Consider the following 22,440-nt stretch of genomic DNA (forward strand, 5'->3'; position numbering starts at 1 on the left):
CACCTTCACGGCACATGCGCGCACGGCGGGCCGCGCCGTCGCACCGCGACTGCGGCGGAGCGCAAACCGGGGAGGCGATCGGGCGGGCGGCGCGACAGGCGGCGAGCCTGCACGGCGGAAGCTGACGCGGGGCGCGTCAAAAAAGTCGTGGGGTATTATATGGCAAGACGTTCCCCCCTCCCCCGAGTTTCATGACGCCCCCATCCGCCGCATCCCAGCCCGACGCCCGCCTCGACGCCCTGACCGCGTGGCTGCAACCGCTCGCCGAGCGCTATGCCCTCGACCTGTCGACCCTCGCGCCCGCGTCGTCGGACGCCAGTTTCCGCCGCTATTTCCGTGTCGCATCGGCCACCAGCGCCGGCGGCACGCTGATCGCCGTCGACGCGCCGCCGCCCGAGAAGTGCCGTGAATTCGTCCAGGTCGCGCAGCTGCTCGCGGCGGCCGGCGACCACGTGCCGGACGTGCTGGCCCACGATTTCGACGCGGGCTTCATGCTCGTGACCGATCTCGGCCGCACGTCGTACATCTCGGTGCTCGACCCGGCCGACCCGGTCGCCGCGCGCCCGCTGATGCGCGACGCGCTCGACGCGCTGATCCGCTTCCAGCTCACGTCGAAGCCCGACGTGCTGCCGCCGTTCGACGAAGCGTTCCTGCGCCGCGAAATGGAATTGCTGCCCGAATGGTTCGTCGGCCGCCACCTCGGCAAGCCCGTCACCGACGCCATGCGCGGCACGCTCGACCGCACGTTCGCGCTGCTCGTCGCCAGCGCGCACGCGCAGCCGCAGGGCTTCATGTTGCGCGACTTCATGCCGCGCAACCTGATGGTCTGCGAGCCGAATCCGGGCGTGCTCGACTTCCAGGACGCCGTCTACGGGCCGCTGACGTACGACGTCGTGTCGCTGGTGCGCGACGCGTTCATCAGCTGGGACGAGGAGTTCGAGCTCGACTGCTTCGCGTACTACTGGGAAAAGGCGAAAAAGGCCGGCCTGCCGGTCGACCCCGATTTCGGCGAGTTCTACCGCCAGCTCGAATGGATGGGGCTGCAGCGCCATATCAAGATCCTCGGCCTGTTCGCGCGCATCAATTACCGCGATGGCAAGCCGCACTACCTGAACGACCTGCCGCGCTTCATCGCGTATGCACGCAAGGTCGCGCTGCGCTACCGCCCGCTCGTGCCGTTTGCCAAGCTGCTCGACGAGCTCGAGGGCAACGCGCCGGCCGACGTCGGCTATACGTTCTGACTGCCCCATAGAGCCCTGACACCCGGCCGAACATGAGCACACCCCTGACCACGGCGATGATCTTCGCCGCCGGGCGCGGCGAACGGATGCGCCCGCTCACCGACACCCGCCCGAAGCCGCTGCTCGAAGCCGGCGGCAAGCCGCTGATCGTGTGGCAGATCGAGGCGCTCGCGCGCGCGGGCATCGAAACGATCGTGATCAACCACGCGTGGCTCGGCGAGCAGATCGAGGCCGCGCTCGGCGACGGTTCGCGCTGGGGCGTGCGGCTCGCGTATTCGGCCGAAGGCGAAGCGCTGGAGACCGCGGGCGGCATCGCGCAGGCGCTGCCGCTGCTCGAGCGCGACGGGCAGCCGGCCGTGTTCGCGGCCGTCAGTGGCGACGTGTACTGCGCGTTCGACTACCGGACGCTCGCGCCGCGCGCCGCGCGGATGGCCGCGCTCGACACGCCGGCGATGCACCTCGTGATGGTGCCGAACCCGCCGTTCCACCCCGCCGGCGATTTCGCGCTCGGCAACGATGGCCGGCTGGCGCTCGACGGCGTAACGCGTGTCACGTTCGGCAACATCGGCCTGTACGACACGCGGATGTTCCGCGATCTGGCGCCCGGCACGCGGCGCGCGCTGACGCCGTACTACCGCGCGGCGATCGAAGCCGGCCGCGCGAGCGGCGAATTGTACGAAGGGTTCTGGGAGAACGTCGGCACGCCCGCGCAGCTCGGCGAGCTCGACGCGCGGCTGCGCGCCGCGGGCTGATCGTTTCGCAGTCGCGCGCCGGTTCGCAGGTTCGGCCGCCGATATCCTGACAGACCGACGACTGCGCGGCCGACCCGCCGCGGACCAATCCGGAATCAAATGTCGCGGACGCTTCGCACGGCACGCCGGCCGTGACGGCACCACACCGCCCGTTCCCGCCGCGCACCGCGTCGCACGGCGCCCGTGCCTACGCGGCCTCGGCCTCTTCCCCGCCGGCCGCCGCGCGCTGCTGCTGCAGCGCCCACATCTGCGCATACAACCCGTCCGCACGCACGAGTTCGTCGTGCGTGCCGCGCTCGACGATCCGGCCGTGGTCCATCACGAGGATCTGCTGCGCGTGCACGACCGTCGACAGCCGATGCGCGATCACGAGCGTCGTGCGATGCCGCGCGATCTGGTCGAGCTCGTGCTGGATCGCGCGCTCGGAGCGCGAATCGAGCGCCGAGGTCGCCTCGTCGAACAGCAGCACCGGCGGATCCTTCAGCAGCGTGCGCGCGATCGCGACGCGCTGCTTCTCGCCGCCCGACAGCTTCAGCCCGCGCTCGCCGACCGGCGTGTCATAGCCCTTCGGCAAGGTTTCGATGAAATCGTGGATGTGCGCGGCACGCGCGGCCGCGACCACCTCGTCGCGCGTCGCGGTCGGCCGGCCGTAAGCGATGTTGTAGTAGATCGAGTCGTTGAACAGCACGGTGTCCTGCGGCACGATCCCGATCGATGCGCGCAGCGAATCCTGCGTGACGTCGCGGATGTCCTGGCCGTCGATCCGGATCGCGCCGCCCGCCTGGCGATCGAGATCGTAGAAACGGAACAGCAGGCGCGACAGCGTCGATTTCCCTGAACCGCTGTGGCCGACCACCGCGGTCGTCGTGCCCGCGTCGATCGTGAACGTCACGTCGTGCAGGATCTGCCGCGCCGGCTCGTAGGCGAAGTTCACGTGCTCGAAGCGCACCTGCGCGCCGGCCACCGCGAGCGGCTGCGCATCGGGCCGATCGGCCACTTCCTTCGCGGCCGACAGCAGCCCGAACATCCGGTCCATGTCGGTGAGGCTCTGCTTCAGCTCGCGGTACACGACGCCGAGAAAATTCAGCGGAATGTAGAGCTGCAGCATGAACGTGTTGATCAGCACGAGATCGCCGAGCGTCAGCTTGCCCGCGAGCACGCCTTGCGTCGCGCGCCACAGGATGAACACGAGCCCCGTGCCGATGATTGCCTGCTGACCGAAGTTCAGTACCGACAGCGAGTTCTGCGAGCGGATCGCGGCCTTCCGGTAGCGCTTCAGGTTCTCGTCGTAGCGCTGCGCCTCCCACTCCTCGTTGCCGAAGTACTTCACCGTCTCGTAGTTGATCAGCGAATCGATCGCGCGTGAATTCGCGCGCGAATCGAGTTCGTTCATCGTGCGGCGAAAATGCGTGCGCCAGTTGGTGACCTTCACGGTGAACACGATGTACGTGACGAGCGCCGCGAACGTGACGTACGCGTAATAGGCCTCGTACTTGACCACGAAGAAGCCGAGCACGAGCCCGACCTCGACGAGCGTCGGCAGGATGCTGTACAGCGAATACGAGATCAGCTGCTGGATACCGCGCGTGCCGCGCTCGATGTCGCGCGACATGCCGCCCGTCTGGCGTTCGAGATGGAACCGCAGCGACAGCCCGTGCAGGTGCCGGAACACCTGCAGCGCGAGCTGGCGCACCGCGCTCTCGGTGACCTTCGAGAACAGGATTTCGCGCAGCTCGGTGAACAGTGAAGTAGACAACCGCACGAACGCATACGCGACGACCAGCAGCCCGACGCCGCCCGCGAGCACGATGCCGGCCGATTGCTCCGCGCGGCCGAGCGCGGTGATCTGCTGCACGTAGGACAGGTGGTCGACGATGCGCTTCATCACGACCGGCACGCCGAGGTTCGCGACCTTCGCGCCGATCAGGCAGGCGAGCGCGAGCGCGACGCGCCATTTGTAGGTGGTCAGGTACGGCAGCAGCGACCGGATGGTCTGCCAGTCGTTGCGGGGCCCGGTCGAAGCCGGCGCGGGCTCGCCGGAAGCAGGAAATCGGCGCATGGGGGAAGTCTCGGTGGCGGTGCCCGACGCGTGTATCGACGGCCGGCTCGCGCGCTTTCTCGTACAATTTGCGAACGTTGTATTGTCGCAGAAGCCGCTTCGCGCCGCTGCCGGCGGCCTCGCCGGCCAGCCTGCGCGCGGCGGCCCATTTATTACAGGATGAAAGCCCCAGCCATGACCGATTCGACCCTCGAACTCCCGCAGATGCAGCCCGCGCTGCGCGTCGTCCCGCAGCCGCACGACGCGAACGTCCACGGCGACGTGTTCGGCGGCTGGATCATGTCGCAGGTCGACATCGCCGGCTCGATCCCCGCGAGCCAGCGCGCGAACGGCCGCGTCGCGACGGTCGCGGTCAACTCGTTCGTGTTCAAGCAGCCGGTATTCGTCGGCGATCTGCTGAGCTTCTACGCGACCATCACGCGCACCGGCAACACGTCGATCACGGTCGACGTCGAGGTGTACGCGCAGCGCATGCGCCTGATGGGCGAAATCGTGAAGGTCACCGAAGCGACGCTCACGTACGTCGCGACCGGCACGGACCGCAAGCCGCGGCAACTGCCGCCGCTCTGACCGGCGAGCGCCGCGACCGTGCGGCGCACGGTCGCGTCAGTGCGTGGCCGTCAGCCCGAACTCCCGCATCGCGGGCAGGAAATCGTGATTCAGCTTCGGCTTGCGCGACAGCTTGACCAGCACGTAGCGCTGGAACGGCGCGAGCCGCTGCCACTGCGCGAGCGCGGGCGCCGTCAGCCCGGCCAGCGCGCTCTGCTGCACGAGCGTCTCCGGCACCGTGTCGACGGCGCGCCAGGTCGGCTGCTCGTCCGGCTGGAACCATGACGGTTCCAGATCCGCGTGCGTGCGCAGCATTTCGAACAACGCATGATCGAAGTTGGGCTCGATCGCGGTGTCGTCGTCGGCCGGAAAGCGCGCGAGCAGCTTGCGGTCCTCGAGCGGCAGCAGTTGCCACTGTTCGAGCGAGATCCGCAGACCGAAGCGGTCGAGATTGAAACGCACGATCATCGGGATGTACGTGAAGTTTTCCGACGAATCGTGTTCGAAGTTGAAGAGCAACGGAGCGTCGCTGAGTCCCATGGTCGTTACCTGACGTGGCGGATGCCGGCGCGGCCGGCCTGCCTGAGGTATTTTAGAACCTCTGCGCGCGGGCGGCGGTGCGATTGTCGCCGGCCGTGCTTCGAATCAACGGGAGTGCTCGTGAATCCGACCCAATCCGATGGACTGCGCGACGACCTGCGCGACGAACCGCGCGGCGCGATCGAACTGTCCGTGCGCCGCACGCGCGGCGGCGCCGTCGAAACCGCGCACGACTACGTGGGCCAGGAATGGCCGGTCGCGCTCGTGTTCAACGGCATTTCGCACGCGGTGATGATGTGTACGCCGTGTGACCTCGAAGCGTTCGCGGTCGGCTTCGCGATCTCGGAAGGGATCGTCGCGCGCGGCAGCGACATCAAGGATATCGAGGTGATCCTGCACGCCGATGCGCCGCTGCCGCATGCGGAAGTGCACCTGGAGGTCGTCCAGCAGGCGTTCGCCGCGCTGAAGGACCGGCGCCGCGCGCTCGCGGGGCGCACGGGCTGCGGCGTGTGCGGGATCGAAAGCATCGATTTGCTCGATCTCGCCCCGGAACGCGTGCCCGACACGGGCTTTCTCGCGCGCCTCGCGCCCGACGCGCTCACGCACGCGGCGCAGGCACTGCCCGCGCACCAGACGCTCACGAAACTGACCGGCGGCCTGCACGCGGCCGCGTGGTGCGACGCAACAGGCGCGATCCGGATGGCATTCGAGGATGTCGGCCGCCACAACGCGCTCGACAAGCTGATCGGCTCGCTCGTGCTGGCGCGCGCCGACGCGACCGACGGCTTCGTGTTCCTGTCGAGCCGCGCGAGCTACGAGCTCGTGCGCAAGGCCGCCCGCGTCGGCATTCCAATGGTCGCGACGATCTCCGCGCCGTCGTCGCTCGCGATCGAAATCGCGAAGGCGGCCGGTTTGCGACTCGTCAGCTTCTGCCGCGAAACCGGCCACGTCGACTACGGCACGGCCTGACTGCGACCACGGGATCGCGCCGGCGGTCAGACCCCGGCGCGCCCTGCTCCGTCAGTCGAACTGACGGAAATCCGGCTTGCGCTTCTCGAAGAACGCCGTCATCGCCTCGCGCGCTTCCGGCGCGCGCAGCATCGCGGCGAAGTGGCCCGCCTCCTCGGCCATCCGCGCGGACGTCGCCACGCCGCCCGTATCCTTCAGCAGCGCCTTCGTCACGCGCAGCGATGCCGCCGGCAACGCCGCGAGCTTCGCCGCCTGCTTCGCCGCGAACGCGTCGAGCTCGGCAGCCGGCAGCACGCGGTTCACGATGCCGATCCGGTGCGCTTCCAGCGCGTCGAACGCCTCGCCCAGCAGCAGCTTCTCGGCCGCGACCTGATGGCCGGCCAGGCGCGGCAGCAGCACGCTCGACGCGGCTTCCGGACACAGCCCGAGCTGCGCGAACGGCAGCGAGAACGTCGCGGTGTCGGCCGCGTACACCAGATCGCAGTGCAGCAGCATCGTCACGCCGACGCCGATCGCCAGGCCCGGCACCGCGGCCACGATCGGCTTGCTCGCGCTGCTGATCCGCGCAAGGAACTGGAACACCGGAGCGGTGTCGTCCTTCGGCGGCGCTTTCAGGAAATCCTCGAGATCGTTCCCCGCGGTGAAATTGCCGTCGCTGCCGCGCAGCAGGATCACGCGGATCGCCTTGTCTTCCTGCGCGTCGGCGAGCGCATCGGCCATCGTCTGGTACATCGCCGCCGTCAGCGCATTCTTCTTCGCCGGGCGCGCGATCGTGATCGTCATCACGCCTTCGGCGCGTTCCACTTGAATTTCGGCCACAACCGTCTCCTTGACTTTCCTCTATCGGAATGAAAAAACGGTGCGCGAGCTCGTGGCCCGCGCACCGTCGTCGCTTTGCGTCGCGTCCCGCTTACAGGCGTTCGATGATGCCCGCGGCGCCCATGCCGGTGCCGACGCACATCGTGACCATCCCGTACTTCAGGTTGCGGCGGCGCAGGCCGTGCACGACGGTCGCCGCGCGGATCGCGCCGGTCGCGCCGAGCGGGTGGCCGAGTGCGATCGCGCCGCCCATCGGGTTGACCTTCGACGGGTCGAGGCCGAGGTCGCGCATCACCGCCAGCGACTGCGCGGCGAACGCCTCGTTCAGCTCGATCCAGTCGAGATCGTCCTGCTTCAGGCCAGCAGCCTTCAGTGCGGCCGGAATCGCTTCCTTCGGGCCGATGCCCATGATTTCCGGCGGCACGCCGCGCACCGCGAAGCTCACGAAGCGTGCGAGCGGCGTCAGGTTGAATTCCTTCAGCACCTTCTCCGACACGACGAGCAACGCGCCCGCGCCGTCCGACGTCTGCGAGCTGTTGCCGGCCGTGACCGAGCCCTTGTTCGCGAACACCGTGCGCAGCTTCGCGAGGCCTTCGATCGACGTATCCGCGCGCGGACCTTCGTCGAGCGCGATCTCGCGCGTCTTCACGTCGACTTCGCCGGTCGCGAGGTTCGGGAAACGCTCGGTGATCGTGTACGCGGCGATCTCGTCGTTGAACTCGCCGGCTTGCTGCGCGGCCAGCGCCTTGCGATGCGACTCGACCGAGAACGCGTCCTGGTCTTCGCGGCTCACCTTCCACTGCTCGGCGACGCGCTCGGCCGTCAGGCCCATCCCGTACGCAATGCCGAAGTCTTCATTGCGATCGAAGATGTGCGGCGACATCGACGGCTTGTTGCCCATCATCGGCACCATGCTCATCGATTCGCAGCCGCCCGCGAAGATCGCGTCCGATTCGCCGACGCGGATGCGGTCGGCCGCCATCGCCAGCGCGGTGATGCCCGACGCGCAGAAACGGTTGACCGTCACGCCGCCGACCGTCTGCGGCAGGCCCGCGAGCAGCGCGCCCATGCGCGCGACGTTCAGGCCCTGCTCGGCTTCCGGAATCGCGCAGCCGATGATCGCGTCCTCGATCAGCTTCGTGTCGAAGCCGGGCACCTGCGCGACCGCCGACCTGATCGCGTGGACCAGCAGCTCGTCCGGGCGCGTATTCTTGAAGACACCGCGCGGGGCCTTGCCGATCGGCGTGCGGCTAGCGGCGACGATGTATGCGTCTTGCAATTGTTTGCTCATTTGAGACTCCTTGCCTTATCCGCTCGCTCAGTTACGCACCGGCTTGCCGGTCTGCAACATGCCCATGATCCGTTCCTGCGTCTTCTGCGTGCCGAGCAGCTCGACGAACGCACGGCGCTCCAGCGCGAGCAGCCACTGCTCGTCGACGAGGCTGCCGGCTTCGACGTCGCCGCCGCACACGGCTTCGGCGATGCGGCTCGCGATCAGGTAGTCGTGGTCGCTGATGAAGCGGCCGTCACGCATGTTGACGAGCGATGCCTTGATCGTCGCGATCGCCGAGCGGCCTGCGACCGGCACGTCCTTCGCACGCAGCGGTGCGCGGTAGCCGGTGGCGGCCAGCGCACGCGCTTCCTTCTTCGCGGTGTCGAGCAGTTCGAACACGTTGAAGATGATCGTGTCGGACGGCTTCACGTAGCCCATCGCACGTGCATCGTGCGCGGACGCCGAGACCTTCGCCATCGCCGCATTCTCGAACGACTTCGTGACGAACTTCAGGATGTCGGTGGTCGCGTTCGCGGCCGTTGCGGCATCCGCCGCGCGCAGCGCCGCTTCCTTCAGGCCGCCGCCCGCCGGCACGAGGCCGACGCCCACTTCGACGAGACCGATGTAGCTCTCGACATGCACGACACGCTTCGCGCTGTGCAGCATCAGCTCGCACCCGCCGCCGAGCGCGATGCCCGACACGGCCGCGACGACCGGCACGTTCGCGTACTTCACGCGCAGCATGCCTTCCTGGAACTTCTTCACGAACGGCTCGATACCCTTCGCGCCGCCCATCATGAACGCGGGCATCGCCTCTTCGAGGTTCGCGCCGGCCGAGAACGGGCCGCCCGGCGTGCCGAGCTTCAGCGACGTCGGCTGCCAGATCACCACGCCCTTGTAGTCCTTCTCCGCGAGTTCGATCGCCTGCACGAGGCCGTCGATCACGCTCGGTCCGATCGTGTTCATCTTCGACTTGAACGACACGATCACGACGTCGTCTTCACCCGCACGGTCGTCGACCCATGCACGCACCGCGTCGGTTTCGAACAGCGTCTTGCCGTAGGTCTTCGGATCGGCGCCTGCTTCACCGAGCAGCGGCGCGCGGAAGACTTGCTTGTCGTAGACCGCGAGGTCCGAACGCGGCACGAAGCGCTGCGCGGCCGGCGCCCACGAGCCTTCGGCCGTGTGCACGCCGCCCTTCTCGGCGACCGGGCCCTCAAGCACCCACGACGGCAGCGGCACGTTTGCCAGCGCCTTGCCGGCCGCGATGTCTTCCTGCACCCACTCGGCGACCTGCTTCCAGCCGGCAGCCTGCCAGCCTTCGAACGGGCCTTCGTTCCAGCCGAAGCCCCAGCGGATCGCGAGATCGACGTCGCGCGCGTTGTCGGCGATCGACTCGAGATGCACGCCGATGTAGTGGAACACGTCGCGGAAGATCGACCACAGGAACTGCGCATGCGGATGGTCCGTTTCACGCAGCAGCTTCAGGCGCTCCGCCGGCGGACGCTTCAGGATGCGGCCGACGGTTTCGTCAGCCTTCGCGCCCGCGTCGACGTAGGTGCCCGTCTTCGCGTCGAGCACCTTGATCGCCTTACCTTCCTTCTTGTAGAAACCGCCGCCCGTCTTCTGGCCGAGCGCACCCTGCTTCACCAGTTCGGCGAGCACGGCGGGCGTCTGGTAGACCGGGAAGAACGGATCGTCGGCGAGGTTGTCCTGCATCGTCTTGATCACGTGCGCCATCGTGTCGAGGCCGACCACGTCCGCGGTGCGGAACGTCGCCGACTTCGCGCGACCGAGGCGGCTGCCCGTCAGGTCGTCGACTTCGTCGAAGCGCAGGCCGAACTTCGCGGCCTCGGTGATCACCGCGAGGATCGAGAAGATGCCGACGCGGTTCGCGATGAAGTTCGGCGTGTCCTTCGCGCGCACGACGCCCTTGCCGACGATGCTCGTCAGGAAGGTTTCGAGCTGGTCGAGGATCTCCGGGCGCGTATACGCGGTCGGGATCAGTTCGACGAGGTGCATGTAGCGCGGCGGGTTGAAGAAGTGCACGCCGCAGAAGCGCGACTTCAGCTCGTCCGAGAAACCTTCGGACAGCTTCGTGATCGACAGGCCCGACGTGTTGGTCGCGAAGATCGCGTTCGGCGCGATGTGCGGCGCGACCTTCTTGTACAGGTCGTGCTTCCAGTCCATGCGCTCGGCGATCGCCTCGATCACGACGTCGCATTCGGCCAGCTTCGCGATGTCGTCTTCGTAGTTCGCTGCTTCGAGGTACTTCGCGTCGTCCTTCACGCCGAACGGCGCGGGCGACAGCTTTTTCAGGTTCTCGATCGCCTTCAGCGCGATCGCGTTTTTCGGGCCTTCCTTGGCCGGCAGGTCGAACAGCAGCACCGGCACGCGTGCGTTGATGAGGTGCGCGGCGATCTGCGCGCCCATCACGCCGGCGCCCAGCACGGCGACCTTGCGAATCAGGAAATTGCTCACGGGATGTCTCCGGATAGTGTCGTGCAGCGCGGGTTGTGAGGGCTGCACGGCGAAGTGAGTACCAGGAACCGTTGCGTTCGGGCGGCGCGCGGCGCGCACCGCCCGGACTCGCGTCAGAACAGCGATTCGTCGACTTCCATCATCGTCTTCGAGCCGGCGCGCGCGGCGCGGATCGTCGACGCCGTTTCGGGCAGCAGACGCGCGAAGTAGAAGCGGGCCGTCGCGAGCTTCGACTTGTAGAACGGGTCGCCCGACGCTTCGTTGTCGAGGGCGAGGCGTGCCATGCGCGCCCAGAAGTACGAGAACACCAGGTGGCCGACGGTACGCAGGTACGGCACGGCCGCAGCACCGACTTCGTCGGGGTTCTGCATCGCCTTCATGCCGATTTCCATCGTCAGCTTCTGCACCTTGTCGCCGATGTCGGCGAGCGGGTTGATGAACTCGGCCATTTCCGGCTTCACGCCTTCGGCTTCCGCGAATTCCGTCACGAGCTTGCCGAACTTCTTCAGCTTCGCGCCCATGTCGCCGAGCACCTTGCGGCCCAGCAGGTCGAGCGACTGGATCGAGTTCGTGCCTTCGTAGATCATGTTGATCCGCGCGTCGCGCACGTACTGCTCCATGCCCCACTCGGAGATGAAGCCGTGGCCGCCGTAGATCTGCATCGCGTGGTTCGTGCACTCGAATGCGTTGTCGGTCAGGAACGCCTTGATGATCGGCGTGAGCAGCGCGACGAGGTCGGCGGCTTCCTTGCGCACGGCTTCGTCACCGTGCGACAGTTCCTTGTCGATCTGCAGCGCGGACCAGTACGTGAACGCGCGTGCGCCTTCCGCGTAGGCCTTCTGCGTGAGCAGCATGCGGCGCACGTCCGGGTGCACGATGATCGGGTCGGCCGGCTTGTCCGGTGCCTTCGGGCCCGTCAGCGAGCGCATCTGCAGACGATCCTTCGCATACGCGAGCGAGTTCTGGTACGCGACTTCCGTGAGGCCGAGACCTTGCGCGCCCACGCCGAGACGGGCCGCGTTCATCATCACGAACATCGCGTTCAAGCCCTTGTTCGGCTCGCCGACCATCCAGCCCTTCGCGTTGTCGAGGTTCATCACGCACGTCGAGTTGCCGTGGATGCCCATCTTGTGTTCGATCGAGCCGCACTTGATGCCGTTGCGCTCGCCCGGCTCGCCCGCTGCGTCGGGAATAAACTTCGGCACGATGAACAGCGAGATCCCCTTCGTGCCCTGCGGCGCGTCCGGCAGGCGCGCGAGCACGAGGTGGATGATGTTCGTGGCCATGTCGTGCTCGCCGCTCGAGATGAAGATCTTCGTGCCGCTGATCGAGTACGAGCCGTCGCCGTTCGGTTCGGCCTTGGTGCGCAGGATGCCGAGGTCGGTGCCGCAATGCGGCTCCGTCAGACACATCGTGCCGGTCCATTCGCCGGTCACGAGCTTCGGCAGGTAGGCCTTCTGCAGTTCCGGCGCGCCGTGTGCGTGCAGGCATTCGTAGGCGCCGTGCGACAGGCCCGGATACATCGTCCAGGCCTGGTTCGCCGAATTCATCATTTCGTAGAGCGCGTTGTTCACGAACGCGGGCAGGCCCTGGCCGCCGTAGTCCGGATCGCAGCCGAGCGCCGGCCAGCCGGCCTCGACGTATTGCTGGTAGGCCTCCTTGAAGCCGGTCGGCGTCTTCACGACGCCGTCGCCTTCATACGTGCAGCCTTCGCGGTCGCCGACCTGGTTCAGCGGGAACAGTACCTCGGAGCAGAACTTGCCCGCTTCCTCGAGGACCTGGTTGATCGTGTCGGCGTCGAGGTCCGCATGCTTGGGCATTTGCTTGACTTCGGCTTCGACGTTCAGAAGCTCGTGCAACACGAATTGCATGTCGCGCAGCGGCGCGGCGTACTGTCCCATGACTCTCTCCAAAGGTGGGCAAAACGGCTCGAGCTCCTGGCGGGCGGGTCACGCGCCGCTAACGGCTCTCGCTCTGATACGAAACAATCGTCTTTTCCAGCGCGGCCCACGTGAGGCGCACGGCGTCCGGCGAATGCAGGAAGCGGGCGTCGTGATGCAGGCCGAGCGTGAAGCTGTACAACTCGAAGAGCATCAGGTCCGGATCGGTATCCGCACGCAGATGGCCTTCTTCTTTCGCCTGCGAAATGGCACGCAGCATCGCGGCACGCCAGGCTGTCACGCTCGCGATCAACTGCTCGCGCACGGGGCTGTCAGGCCGGTCGTCGTACTCGACCGCACCGCTGATGTAGATGCATCCCGTCGTCACCTCCTGGATGCGCTTCTCCGTCCAGCGGGCCAGCATCGCCCGAAGGCGCGGCAAGCCTCGCGACTCGCGCAGGCTCGGAAAGAACACCTCGTTTTCGAAACGATGGTGATACTCGCGGACGACCTCGACCTGCAGGTCCTCACGCGATCCGAAGTGCGCGAACACACCGCTCTTGCTCATCTGCATGCGCTCGGCCAGCAGGCCGATCGTCAGCCCCTCCAGCCCGTCACGGCTGGCGAGGTCCAAAGCAGCTTCAAGTATCGCGGCACGCGTCTGTTCGCCTTTTCGCATAGCTATTTCTGTAACCGTTCGGGGGTTCGAATAAAATCGAACGGCCGTACTATTATTGAGTGCGGCCGCTCGCGAAACAAGGAAATTATTAGAAACCGGTGTCTAACCGAGCCGCTATTTTGCGCGATTCCGGCGGGACCGGAGCGGCTTTTCCGCACGAACGTGCGGACAGATATTTTGAAGCGAATGCTTAGTCTGCGTCAGTCGTAACCGCCGACCGTCAGCGCCTTCATCACGACGCGATATGCGGTGTACGCAAGCCAGTTCAGCAGACGCTCGATGCGCGGGCGCGCGGCGAAGCGCGCGGGGTCGATTTCCCGGCCATCGGCGAACGCAGCCGCGATCGCGTCGCGCAGTTCGTTCGTGACAGCATCGTAACGCACCAGCACGACATTCGCTTCATTGTTCAGCATCAGGCTCAGCGCGTCCAGGTTCGACGAGCCGACCGTCGCCCAGTTGTCGTCGATCACGGCGACCTTGCCGTGAAGCATCGTCTTGTCGTATTCGGCGACGCGCACGCCCGCGCGCAGCAGCGCGTGATAGAGGAACGGCACGGCCGTATCGAGCGCCGCGAACTCCTTGCGGCCGATCAGGATCCGCACGTCGACGCCGCGCCGTGCGGCGCCCGTCAGCGCACGGCGCAGCTTGCGGCCCGGCATGAAGTACGGATTCGCGAGCAGGATCCGCTGGCGCGCCTGGCCGATCGCCGCGAGATATGCCTTCTCGATCGCGCGGCGGTTCACGACGTTGTCGCGCGCGACGAACGCGACGCTCGGCTCCGTCACGACCCTGAGTGCACCGGCCTTGATCCACCGGTGGCTGCGCATCCAGCGCCGGAACATGTCGGGGAACGCTTCGCCGCCGTGCAGCCCGGCCGCGTACTGGGCATACGGCTTGTGGCCGAACTGGATCCGGTGCCACTGCAGCTCGAACGCCGCGCGCACGTCGGACACCGCAGGCCCGGCCATCTCGACCGCGAAATCCCAGCGCGGAAACGGCAGCGTCGTGCCGTTCTGCGCGTAGTCGTCGACGATGTTGATGCCGCCGCAGAACGCGGCCGCATGATCGATCACCGCAAGCTTGCGATGCGTGCGCGAGAAGCCGAAGCGGCCGAACAGGAAGCGGTTGTAGATGCAGTGCTCGACACCGGCCTCAACCCACGTGTCGAACAGCGGCAGGCGCGCGGTGCCGATGCCGTCGGTGATCACGCGCACGCGCACGCCGCGCTGCGCCGCACGGATCAGCGCATCCGACACCGGCCGGCCGGCTGCATCGTCGCAGAAGATGTAGGTTTCGAGCATCACCTGCTCGCGGGCCGCATCGATCCGTTCGATCAGGGCCCGGAAGAACGCGCCGCCGCTCTCGCACAGCCGCACGGTGTTGCCCGACGTGAACGCGAGCCGCGATGCGGAGCCGCGTTCCTGCAGGAACATCTGCCGCAATTGCGCGAAGCGCTTGCGGGCTTCCGCCGTCATGCGGACGAGCCGTGCGGCGCGCGCGACAGGGCCACGCGCGCGGGCAGTTGCAGGATCGCCTCGGCGTTCGACGGCGAGAAGCAGCGCGCGGCCGCCTCGCGGAACGGCAGCCACGCGTGGTCGACGTGCTCGCGCGGCGACAACGTCACGCCGACGCGATGCGGCACGCACAGGCCGAACCAGTGCTCGACGTTGCGCGTGACGCCCGGCGCATAGCGGTGCAGATATTGCGGATAGATCGAGTATTCGATCCGGTGGCGCCAGTCGACGAGCGCGCCGGCCGGCACGTCCGCCGTGCCGATCGCGATGCCGGTTTCCTCCGCCACCTCGCGCGCGGCGGTGAGCGCGAGCGGCTCGTCCAGTGCATCCTTCGAGCCGGTGACCGATTGCCAGAAATCGGGCTGGTCGGCACGCTTGATCACGAGCACATCGAGGTCGGGCGTGTAGATCACGACAAGAACGGATTCGGGGATTTTCGGCGGCTTCGTCATCGTTGTTTCATGCGGCACAGGGCCGTGCGTCGGGCATGTGCCCCGAACGTGCGGCAAGTGCTGCGACTGTACCGCAAAAAATGAAAAAGGCGCATCGCGCGCCTTTTTCATGTGCGTCGTGTGCGCGTGACCGCACACACGACCGGGTGCCAAACGCGTTACGCCTTCGGCTGTTCCGGCTGACGCAGGCGGATGTGCAGTTCGCGCAGCTGACGCTCGTCGACCGGGCTCGGCGCTTGCGTGAGCAGATCCTGCGCACGCTGCGTCTTCGGGAACGCGATCACGTCGCGGATCGAATCGGCGCCGGCCATCATCGTGACGATGCGGTCGAGACCGAATGCGATACCGCCGTGCGGCGGCGCACCGTACTGCAGCGCGTCCAGCAGGAAGCCGAACTTCAGTTGCGCTTCTTCCGCACCGATCTTCAGCGCGCGGAACACCTTGCTCTGCACTTCTTCCTGATAGATACGCACCGAGCCGCCGCCGATTTCCCAGCCGTTCAGCACCATGTCGTACGCCTTCGCGAGGCAGCGGCCCGGGTCGGTCTCGAGGTACTCGAGGTGCTCGTCCTTCGGGCTCGTGAACGGGTGGTGCGCGGCGACGTAGCGTGCATCTTCGTCGTCGTATTCGAACATCGGGAAGTCGACGACCCACAGCGGCTTCCAGCCGGCCTGAACGAGGCCGTTCGCCTTGCCGAATTCCGAATGGCCGATCTTCAGGCGCAGTGCGCCGAGGCTGTCGTTGACGACCTTCGCGCGGTCGGCCGCGAAGAAGATGATGTCGCCGTCTTCAGCACCGGTGCGCTCGAGGATCGCCGCGATCGATGCGTCGTGCAGGTTCTTGACGATCGGGCTCTGCAGGCCGTCGCGGCCCTTCGCCTTCTCGTTGACCTTGATCCAGGCAAGGCCCTTCGCACCGTAGATGCGCACGAATTCCGTGTAGCCGTCGATGTCGCCGCGCGACAGTTCGCTGCCCTTCGGCACGCGCAGCGCCGCGACACGGCCGTCCTTCGCGTTGGCCGGCGTGCTGAACACCTTGAAGTCGACGTCCTTCATCGCGTCGGTCAGCTCGGTGAATTCGAGCTGCACGCGCAGGTCCGGCTTGTCCGAACCGAAACGCGCCATCGCTTCCGAGTACGGCATCACCGGGAATTTCGCGTCGAGCTCGACGTCGATCGTCGTCTTGAAGATGTGACGGATCATGTCTTCGAACAGGTCACGGATTTCCTGCTCGCCGAGGAACGACGTTTCGCAGTCGATCTGCGTGAATTCCGGCTGACGGTCGGCACGGAGGTCTTCGTCGCGGAAGCACTTGGTGATCTGGTAGTAACGGTCGAAGTTCGCGACCATCAGCAGCTGCTTGAACAGCTGCGGCGACTGCGGCAGCGCGAAGAACTGGCCCGCGTTCACGCGCGACGGCACGAGGTAGTCGCGCGCGCCTTCCGGCGTGCTCTTCGTCAGCATCGGCGTTTCGATGTCGATGAAGCCCTGCTCGTCGAGGTACTTGCGCGCCTCGATCGCGACGCGGTAACGCAAGCGCAGGTTGTGCTGCATCTGCGGGCGGCGCAGGTCGAGCACGCGGTGCGTGAGGCGCGTCGTTTCCGACAGGTTGTCGTCGTCGAGCTGGAACGGCGGCGTGACCGACGCGTTCAGCACGTTCAGTTCGTGGCACAGCACTTCGATCTTGCCGCTCTTCAGGCCGGCGTTGACCGTGCCTTCCGGACGGTTGCGCACGAGGCCCTTGATCTGCACGCAGAACTCGTTGCGCACGCCTTCGGCGGTCGCGAACATCTCCGCGCGATCCGGGTCGCACACTACCTGCACGAGGCCTTCACGATCGCGCAGGTCGATGAAGATCACACCGCCGTGATCGCGGCGGCGCTGCACCCAGCCGCACAGCGACACGGTTTGGCCCAGCAGGTGTTCGGTCACGAGACCGCAGTATTCAGTACGCATCGACATGATGTTTGCTTTCGTTCGGTTTGATCAACGGGCGCCGCAACGCGCGGCCCGGGCGATGATTCTTTACTTACAGCGGCGGCTCGACGGGACGGCGGGCGGGCGCCGGAGCCGGCGCCGGAGGCGCCACGACGCCCATCGAGACGATGTACTTGAGCGCGGCATCGACCGACATGTCGAGTTCGATGACTTCGCTCTTCGGCAGCATCAGGAAGAAGCCCGACGTCGGGTTCGGCGTCGTCGGGATATACACGCTCACGTATTCTTCCGTCAGATGATTGAGCACGTCGCCGCCGGGCGTGCCGGTCAGAAACGCGATCGTATACGAGCCGCGGCGCGGATATTCGATCAGCAGCGCCTTGCGGAACGCGTTGCCGCTACTCGACAGCAGCGTGTCCGACACCTGCTTGACGCTCGTGTAGATCGGCCCCACGACCGGGATGTGACGCACGACCGCATTCCACCAGGTGACGAGCTTCTGGCCGACGAAATTCCGCGTGGCCAGACCGACGACGAAGATGAACGCAAGCGTCAGCACCGCGCCGATCCCCGGCAGATGGAAGCCGAGCATCCGCTCGGGCTGCCACGATTCGGGCAGCAGGAGCAGCGTCTGGTCCATCGTGCCGATGATGAGGCCGAGCACCCACAGCGTGATCGCGAGCGGGACGAGAACCAGCAGGCCGGTCAGAAACACCGATTTCAGGGTCGTCTTTTTCATCATCTGCCGTCAATGAACCGCGCCGGCGGCGGCGCGGAGTGGTCGCGGCCCGGTCGGACCGCGACGGTCAACTACTGGCGGCGGGCGCTGCAGCCGGGGCGGGCGCGGCGCTCGTCGTCGACGTGCTTTCGGAACTCGCAGCGGCCGGCGCGGCCGCTGCCGGCTCCGCCGCGGCGGGTGCCGCCGCAGCCGTGTCACCCGACGCGGTCGCCGGCGCGCTGGCGCCACCCGAACCGCCACGGAAATCGGTGACGTACCAACCCGAACCCTTCAACTGGAAGCCCGCGGCAGTGACCTGCTTGCGAAACGCATCCTTCCCGCATTCCGGGCACTGCGACAACGGCGCGTCGCTCATCTTCTGGAGCACGTCCTTCGCGAAACCACACGCTTCGCATCGATAGGCGTAGATCGGCATGATATTTTTCCCGCGGAAACTGGAAACAGCTTGCAAAACCTTGAATTATAGCCGAAACCCCGGCGCGGTCCGGCAACGGCCGCTACGCCCGTGCATCAGCGGCGGCGCCACGTGAGCCAGCGCTCATGCCCTTCGAACACGGCCAGCGAATCGGTCACGGGCAAATCCTCGATCAACTCGAAGTGCGGCGCGAGCAGCGCATCGAGTTCCGCACGCTCGATTCCGAACGGCGGCCCCTTCGGTTTCGCCATCACGAAGAAATAGCCGGCCAGCAATCCGTCCACGGGCAACAGCTCGGCCATCCGTGCCGCGTAGCCCGTGCGCATGGCCGGCGGCAGCGCGCACAGGAACGCGCGCTCGTACACCCACTGCACGTCGAACGGCGGCCGGTACGCAAAGAAATCGGCCTGCTCGACGACGTCCGCGTGCGCGCCGAGCTGCGCCTTCGCGGCAGCCACCGCCTGCGCGGCGAAATCGATCGCGCGCACGGGCCAACCGGCCTGTGCGAGCCACCCGGCCTCCTGCGCACTGCCGCAGCCGGGAATCAGCACCGTGCACGGCTCGAGCCGATGCGCAAACGCGCGAAAACCGTCGGGCACGCCGCCGAATTCCCACGGCGTCACGCCACGCTCGAAGCGCTCGTCCCAGAACGATGCGTTGCCGGGGTCGCGCGTCGCGAAATCGGCGGCCGTCGGTGCAGCCGGTTGCTTCGGATCGGACATCGCGTTGCTCCTTTCGGTCAGGCGCCGTACGCGAGCGCGAACAGCACGCGCGCGACCAGCGCGCCGACGCCGACCGACAGGCCGAAGATCAGCAGCGCCTGCAACAGCCTGTTGGTACGTTTCTGCTCGACGAGGATCTGGCGCATCAGGTCCTCGCTCGCGGCGCGCGGTGCGTCATGGCGCGCGGCCATCGCGTGATGGATCAGGCGCGGCAGTTGCGGCAGCGTCTTGCTCCACTGCGGCGCCTCGACCTTGAAGCGCTCGTACCAGCCGCGCAGGCCGATCTGCTCGGTCATCCAGCGCTCGAGGTACGGCTTCGCGGTCTTCCACAGGTCGAGCTCGGGGTCGAGCGAGCGGCCGAGCCCTTCGACGTTCAGCATCGTCTTCTGCAGCAGCACGAGCTGCGGCTGGATCTCGACGTTGAAGCGGCGCGACGTCGAGAACAGACGCATCAGCACCTGGCCGAGCGAAATATCTTTCAGCGCACGGTCGAAATACGGCTCGCACACCGCGCGGATCGCGCTTTCGAGTTCTTCGACGCGCGTCTCGGGCGGCACCCAGCCCGATTCGAGGTGCAGCGTCGCGACGCGGTGGTAGTCGCGCTTGAAGAACGCGAGGAAGTTCTGCGCGAGGTAGTTCTTGTCGAAATCGGACAGCGCGCCGACGATCCCGAAATCGAGCGCGATATAGCGCCCGAACGTGCTCGGGTCGAGGCTCACCTGGATGTTGCCGGGGTGCATGTCCGCATGGAAGAAGCCATCGCGGAACACCTGCGTGAAGAAGATCTCGACGCCTTCGCGCGCGAGCTTCTTGATGTCGACGCCGGCCGAGCGCAGCGTCTCGACCTGGCTGATCGGCACCCCCGTCATGCGCTCCATCACGAGCACCTGCGACGTCGAGAAATCCCAGAACATCTCGGGCACGAGCAGCAGGTCGAGGCCCGCGAAGTTGCGGCGCAGCTGGCTGCCGTTCGCGGCCTCGCGCATCAGGTCGAGTTCGTCGTGCAGGTACTTGTCGAATTCGGCGACGACCTCGCGCGGCTTCAGGCGGCGGCCATCGGCCCACATGCGCTCGGTCCAGATGGCGATGTCGCGCATCAGCGCGAGATCCGAGTCGATCACGGACAGCATGTTCGGGCGCAGCACCTTCACCGCAACGGCCTTGCCCGCATGCACGCCCTGCTTCAGCTTCGCGAAATGCACCTGCGCGATCGACGCGCTCGCGACCGGCTCGCGCTCGAATTCGTCGAACAGCTCGTCGACCGGCGCACCGAGCGACTTCTCGATGATCGAGATCGCGACGGCCGAATCGAACGGCGGCACCTGGTCCTGCAGTTTCGCGAGTTCGTTCGCGAAATCGACCGACAGCAGGTCGCGACGCGTCGACAGCACCTGGCCGAACTTCACGAAGATCGGGCCGAGGCTTTCGAGCGCGTGACGCAGCCGCACGGCGGGCGGATCGGAATAACGGCGGCCGATCGTCGTGATCCGCAACAGCAGCTTCACGCGCCGGTCGTCGATCCGGGACAGCATCACTTCGTCGAGACCAAAGCGGATGACGGTGTAGACAATCTTGATGAAACGGAAAATGCGCATGCCCTGCGGCCCTCAGTGCGCGCCGCGCGGGCCTGGGCCCGTGCGCGCGCCGATTTTTTGTTCGAGTCGCTCGACCCGCTTTTCGACCCGCGCGAGCGCATCGCGTGCGCGCGCCAGTTCGGCGTCGAAACCGCCGAGCGACGTGCGCCGGACGACTTGCGGGTTCTCGTCGAGCCAGTATTCGGCGACGGAATCGAGCACGTTGCGGCCGGTGCGTCGCGCGCGCGCACCGGCGTCGCGCACGACCGTCGCGATCCGGTATGCCGCCGCGTCGCCGACCAGCTTCGCGAGATCTTCTTCAGGTTCCCAGCGCAAGTGCTCGGCCAGCTTCGCGATCTGCGTCGCGAATTCCGCGTCGCCCTCGATCTTCACATGCTTCATCACGGCCGCCTGGCCGCCCTGCAGGAACGCGGCGACCGTGTCGCCGGCGAGCGCGATCGACACGTCGACCTGTTGCGCATCGTGCGCGTCGACGGCGGACAGATAGCCGTCCGGCTGCACCAGCAGCGTGAGCGTCACGGGGGGCACGTCGATCCGGGCAGTCTTGCCCGCATAGGGAATCAGGCGGTCGCGCGCCCATGATTCGCGCGCGAGCAGGTGATTGACAGCAGCAGCAAAAGGCTTGGCGGCAAAGGTCATCGGGCTGGGAAAGAAAAAACCCGCGCAGGCCGGGCGCCCACGCGGGTTTCTATTGTAACGTCGGATCGTCGGCAGACCGTGCCTGACCGTACACCCGGGCGGCAAGCGGTCGCAGTGCGGCGGCCGTCGCCCGGGTGCCTGGCGGCGCGGGCCGCCGGGCACGCTCAGTGCGTGTTGATCTGCTGGATACCCGCGAGCAGCCAGCCCTGGCTGCCCGACTTCGACAGGTTCCACACCTCGTCGAACGGTGCGGCCGACGCGCTCGCCGATTCGCGGATCAGGCCGTGGAAACGCACGCTCGCCGATTGCTCGATGCCGCGATCCTCGATGGCAACCAGTTCCGCGTCGAGCTGCACGACGTCGGTCTGGTTCGCCTCGTTACCGCGCGAATCGAGGTCGATCTTGATCTCGGCGAACATTTCGGGCGTCGTGAACTCGCGGATGTCGGCCAGGTTGCCCTGGTCCCACGCCGCCTGCAGGCGCACGAAGTAGACCTTCGCGCTGCGCAGGAACGCCTCGGAATCGAAGCCGGCCGGCACCTGGAGCGGTGCCGCCGCAGCCGCTGCCGCTGCACCGCCGCCGAACACGCCCTGCGCTTCGTTCGCATAGCTGCTGCCGCTGCCCGCATAGTTGCTGCCGGTATTGCCTTGCTGGAACGACGGGCTTTGCGAGTAGCCGCCCGACGACGACGCCGAGCCACCGACCGAGTACGCCGGCTCCTGCGGGCGACGGCGGTTCATGAACTTGCGGATCAGCCAGATACCGACCATCGCGAGCAGGGCGATCACGATGACGTTCGCCATCATGCTCGCGAACGCGCCGCCGAGGCCGAAGTGCGACAGCAGCGCCGCGATGCCGAGACCGGCCGCGAGGCCGGCGATCGGCCCGAGCCAGCGCGAGCGGTTGGGCTGCGCGGCCGGCGTGGGCGTGGCCGGATTCGCACGCTGCGCCTGCGACGGCGCGGCCTGCTGCATCGGCTGCTGCGCGGGCGGCGTGGCCTGGCGCTGCGTGACGGTGGAATTCTGCCGGCCGATGCTGCGCCCGCCGCCCATGCGCTTGGCTTCAGCGTCGAGCGATGCGAACGTGCCGGCCGTGAGCAGGCCGACCATCAGCAGCGTGCCGACCCGTCGAGCCCACGGCTTCGACGGCTTGCTACGGTTGAACAACGAACGCGTTTCGGACATC

Annotated in this window: 20 protein-coding genes; 4 read left to right on the forward strand and 16 right to left on the reverse strand. The window is 66.9% G+C overall.

The window, feature by feature from the left end:
- Nucleotides 1-191 precede the first annotated feature (191 nt).
- Both KEC55_RS14230 and murU read left to right on the forward strand, forming a co-directional pair.
- Nucleotides 192-1,241 (forward strand): aminoglycoside phosphotransferase family protein, encoded by a 1,050-nt coding sequence (locus KEC55_RS14230; RefSeq protein WP_282505942.1) that lies wholly within the window; start codon nucleotides 192-194, stop codon nucleotides 1,239-1,241.
- A gap of 32 nt (nucleotides 1,242-1,273) precedes the next feature.
- Complete coding sequence (gene murU, locus KEC55_RS14235; protein WP_282505943.1) at nucleotides 1,274-1,993, forward strand: N-acetylmuramate alpha-1-phosphate uridylyltransferase MurU; 720 nt, start codon at nucleotides 1,274-1,276, stop codon at nucleotides 1,991-1,993.
- Nucleotides 1,994-2,180: 187 nt separating this feature from the next.
- Here the strand turns inward: murU and KEC55_RS14240 are convergent, their stop codons facing one another.
- Complete coding sequence (locus KEC55_RS14240; protein ID WP_282505944.1) at nucleotides 2,181-4,052, reverse strand: ABCB family ABC transporter ATP-binding protein/permease; 1,872 nt, start codon at nucleotides 4,050-4,052, stop codon at nucleotides 2,181-2,183.
- 174 nt (nucleotides 4,053-4,226) lie between these two features.
- Here KEC55_RS14240 and KEC55_RS14245 point away from each other — a divergent pair, with 174 nt between their 5' ends.
- Nucleotides 4,227-4,622, forward strand: coding sequence for an acyl-CoA thioesterase (locus KEC55_RS14245; RefSeq protein ID WP_282505945.1), 396 nt, complete (start codon nucleotides 4,227-4,229; stop codon nucleotides 4,620-4,622).
- Between the two features lie 36 nt (nucleotides 4,623-4,658).
- Here the strand turns inward: KEC55_RS14245 and KEC55_RS14250 are convergent, their stop codons facing one another.
- Entirely contained in the window at nucleotides 4,659-5,141 is a 483-nt protein-coding gene (locus KEC55_RS14250) for a nitrate reductase associated protein (protein ID WP_059233234.1), read from the reverse strand.
- Between the two features lie 114 nt (nucleotides 5,142-5,255).
- On the opposite strand from KEC55_RS14250, the gene fdhD reads away from it, so the two are divergent.
- Nucleotides 5,256-6,110, forward strand: coding sequence for a formate dehydrogenase accessory sulfurtransferase FdhD (gene fdhD, locus KEC55_RS14255; RefSeq protein ID WP_282505946.1), 855 nt, complete (start codon nucleotides 5,256-5,258; stop codon nucleotides 6,108-6,110).
- Between the two features lie 51 nt (nucleotides 6,111-6,161).
- On the opposite strand, the gene KEC55_RS14260 is transcribed toward fdhD, so the two are convergent.
- The 14 genes from KEC55_RS14260 to KEC55_RS14325 form a co-directional block, all read right to left on the reverse strand.
- Nucleotides 6,162-6,929: an enoyl-CoA hydratase gene (locus KEC55_RS14260; RefSeq protein ID WP_176050311.1), complete on the reverse strand. Its 768-nt coding sequence runs from the start codon at nucleotides 6,927-6,929 to the stop codon at nucleotides 6,162-6,164.
- A gap of 91 nt (nucleotides 6,930-7,020) precedes the next feature.
- Entirely contained in the window at nucleotides 7,021-8,220 is a 1,200-nt protein-coding gene (locus tag KEC55_RS14265) for an acetyl-CoA C-acyltransferase (protein ID WP_014896087.1), read from the reverse strand.
- 27 nt (nucleotides 8,221-8,247) lie between these two features.
- On the reverse strand, nucleotides 8,248-10,683 hold the full coding sequence (locus KEC55_RS14270; RefSeq protein WP_282505947.1) for a 3-hydroxyacyl-CoA dehydrogenase/enoyl-CoA hydratase family protein: 2,436 nt from the start codon (nucleotides 10,681-10,683) through the stop codon (nucleotides 8,248-8,250).
- A 113-nt stretch (nucleotides 10,684-10,796) separates the two neighbouring features.
- The gene (locus tag KEC55_RS14275; RefSeq protein WP_282505948.1) at nucleotides 10,797-12,584 is read right to left on the reverse strand and encodes an acyl-CoA dehydrogenase C-terminal domain-containing protein; all 1,788 of its coding nucleotides are present in this window, start codon (nucleotides 12,582-12,584) and stop codon (nucleotides 10,797-10,799) included.
- 58 nt (nucleotides 12,585-12,642) lie between these two features.
- Entirely contained in the window at nucleotides 12,643-13,242 is a 600-nt protein-coding gene (locus tag KEC55_RS14280; RefSeq protein ID WP_166963559.1) for a TetR/AcrR family transcriptional regulator, read from the reverse strand.
- A gap of 200 nt (nucleotides 13,243-13,442) precedes the next feature.
- Nucleotides 13,443-14,717: a cardiolipin synthase ClsB gene (gene clsB, locus KEC55_RS14285; RefSeq protein ID WP_282505949.1), complete on the reverse strand. Its 1,275-nt coding sequence runs from the start codon at nucleotides 14,715-14,717 to the stop codon at nucleotides 13,443-13,445.
- Nucleotides 14,714-15,208: a dihydroneopterin triphosphate diphosphatase gene (gene nudB / locus KEC55_RS14290; protein ID WP_282505950.1), complete on the reverse strand. Its 495-nt coding sequence runs from the start codon at nucleotides 15,206-15,208 to the stop codon at nucleotides 14,714-14,716. Before nudB ends, clsB begins: the two co-directional genes overlap by 4 nt.
- Nucleotides 15,209-15,366: 158 nt before the next feature.
- Nucleotides 15,367-17,169, reverse strand: a complete 1,803-nt coding sequence (gene aspS, locus KEC55_RS14295) for an aspartate--tRNA ligase (protein WP_166963565.1) — start codon at nucleotides 17,167-17,169, stop codon at nucleotides 15,367-15,369.
- Nucleotides 17,170-17,236: 67 nt separating this feature from the next.
- Nucleotides 17,237-17,887, reverse strand: a complete 651-nt coding sequence (locus KEC55_RS14300) for a DUF502 domain-containing protein (RefSeq protein ID WP_048242740.1) — start codon at nucleotides 17,885-17,887, stop codon at nucleotides 17,237-17,239.
- A gap of 64 nt (nucleotides 17,888-17,951) precedes the next feature.
- Complete coding sequence (locus KEC55_RS14305) at nucleotides 17,952-18,299, reverse strand: FmdB family zinc ribbon protein (protein WP_282505951.1); 348 nt, start codon at nucleotides 18,297-18,299, stop codon at nucleotides 17,952-17,954.
- Between the two features lie 95 nt (nucleotides 18,300-18,394).
- The gene (locus tag KEC55_RS14310) at nucleotides 18,395-19,021 is read right to left on the reverse strand and encodes an SAM-dependent methyltransferase (protein ID WP_282505952.1); all 627 of its coding nucleotides are present in this window, start codon (nucleotides 19,019-19,021) and stop codon (nucleotides 18,395-18,397) included.
- A gap of 17 nt (nucleotides 19,022-19,038) precedes the next feature.
- Complete coding sequence (gene ubiB, locus KEC55_RS14315) at nucleotides 19,039-20,616, reverse strand: ubiquinone biosynthesis regulatory protein kinase UbiB (protein ID WP_176050317.1); 1,578 nt, start codon at nucleotides 20,614-20,616, stop codon at nucleotides 19,039-19,041.
- Between the two features lie 12 nt (nucleotides 20,617-20,628).
- A complete protein-coding gene (locus KEC55_RS14320; RefSeq protein WP_176050318.1) occupies nucleotides 20,629-21,255 on the reverse strand; it encodes a ubiquinone biosynthesis accessory factor UbiJ in 627 nt (208 codons plus the stop codon).
- 164 nt (nucleotides 21,256-21,419) lie between these two features.
- A complete protein-coding gene (locus tag KEC55_RS14325) occupies nucleotides 21,420-22,439 on the reverse strand; it encodes a Tim44 domain-containing protein (protein WP_282505953.1) in 1,020 nt (339 codons plus the stop codon).
- Nucleotide 22,440: the final 1 nt, after the last annotated feature.

The organism is Burkholderia cepacia (assembly GCF_029962485.1).
Taxonomy (GTDB): Bacteria; Pseudomonadota; Gammaproteobacteria; order Burkholderiales; family Burkholderiaceae; genus Burkholderia.

Excerpts from the sequence above, each read along its gene's own strand:
- KEC55_RS14230 (WP_282505942.1), top strand. The coding sequence starts at position 192 with ATGACGCCCCCATCCGCCGCATCCCAGCCCGACGCCCGCCTCGACGCC.
- murU (WP_282505943.1), top strand. The coding sequence starts at position 1,274 with ATGAGCACACCCCTGACCACGGCGATGATCTTCGCCGCCGGGCGCGGC.
- KEC55_RS14240 (WP_282505944.1), bottom strand. The coding sequence starts at position 4,052 with ATGCGCCGATTTCCTGCTTCCGGCGAGCCCGCGCCGGCTTCGACCGGG.
- KEC55_RS14245 (WP_282505945.1), top strand. The coding sequence starts at position 4,227 with ATGACCGATTCGACCCTCGAACTCCCGCAGATGCAGCCCGCGCTGCGC.
- KEC55_RS14250 (WP_059233234.1), bottom strand. The coding sequence starts at position 5,141 with ATGGGACTCAGCGACGCTCCGTTGCTCTTCAACTTCGAACACGATTCG.
- KEC55_RS14265 (WP_014896087.1), bottom strand. The coding sequence starts at position 8,220 with ATGAGCAAACAATTGCAAGACGCATACATCGTCGCCGCTAGCCGCACG.
- KEC55_RS14275 (WP_282505948.1), bottom strand. The coding sequence starts at position 12,584 with ATGGGACAGTACGCCGCGCCGCTGCGCGACATGCAATTCGTGTTGCAC.
- KEC55_RS14280 (WP_166963559.1), bottom strand. The coding sequence starts at position 13,242 with ATGCGAAAAGGCGAACAGACGCGTGCCGCGATACTTGAAGCTGCTTTG.
- clsB (WP_282505949.1), bottom strand. The coding sequence starts at position 14,717 with ATGACGGCGGAAGCCCGCAAGCGCTTCGCGCAATTGCGGCAGATGTTC.
- nudB (WP_282505950.1), bottom strand. The coding sequence starts at position 15,208 with ATGACGAAGCCGCCGAAAATCCCCGAATCCGTTCTTGTCGTGATCTAC.
- aspS (WP_166963565.1), bottom strand. The coding sequence starts at position 17,169 with ATGTCGATGCGTACTGAATACTGCGGTCTCGTGACCGAACACCTGCTG.
- KEC55_RS14300 (WP_048242740.1), bottom strand. The coding sequence starts at position 17,887 with ATGATGAAAAAGACGACCCTGAAATCGGTGTTTCTGACCGGCCTGCTG.
- KEC55_RS14305 (WP_282505951.1), bottom strand. The coding sequence starts at position 18,299 with ATGCCGATCTACGCCTATCGATGCGAAGCGTGTGGTTTCGCGAAGGAC.
- KEC55_RS14310 (WP_282505952.1), bottom strand. The coding sequence starts at position 19,021 with ATGTCCGATCCGAAGCAACCGGCTGCACCGACGGCCGCCGATTTCGCG.
- ubiB (WP_176050317.1), bottom strand. The coding sequence starts at position 20,616 with ATGCGCATTTTCCGTTTCATCAAGATTGTCTACACCGTCATCCGCTTT.
- KEC55_RS14320 (WP_176050318.1), bottom strand. The coding sequence starts at position 21,255 with ATGACCTTTGCCGCCAAGCCTTTTGCTGCTGCTGTCAATCACCTGCTC.
- KEC55_RS14325 (WP_282505953.1), bottom strand. The coding sequence starts at position 22,439 with ATGTCCGAAACGCGTTCGTTGTTCAACCGTAGCAAGCCGTCGAAGCCG.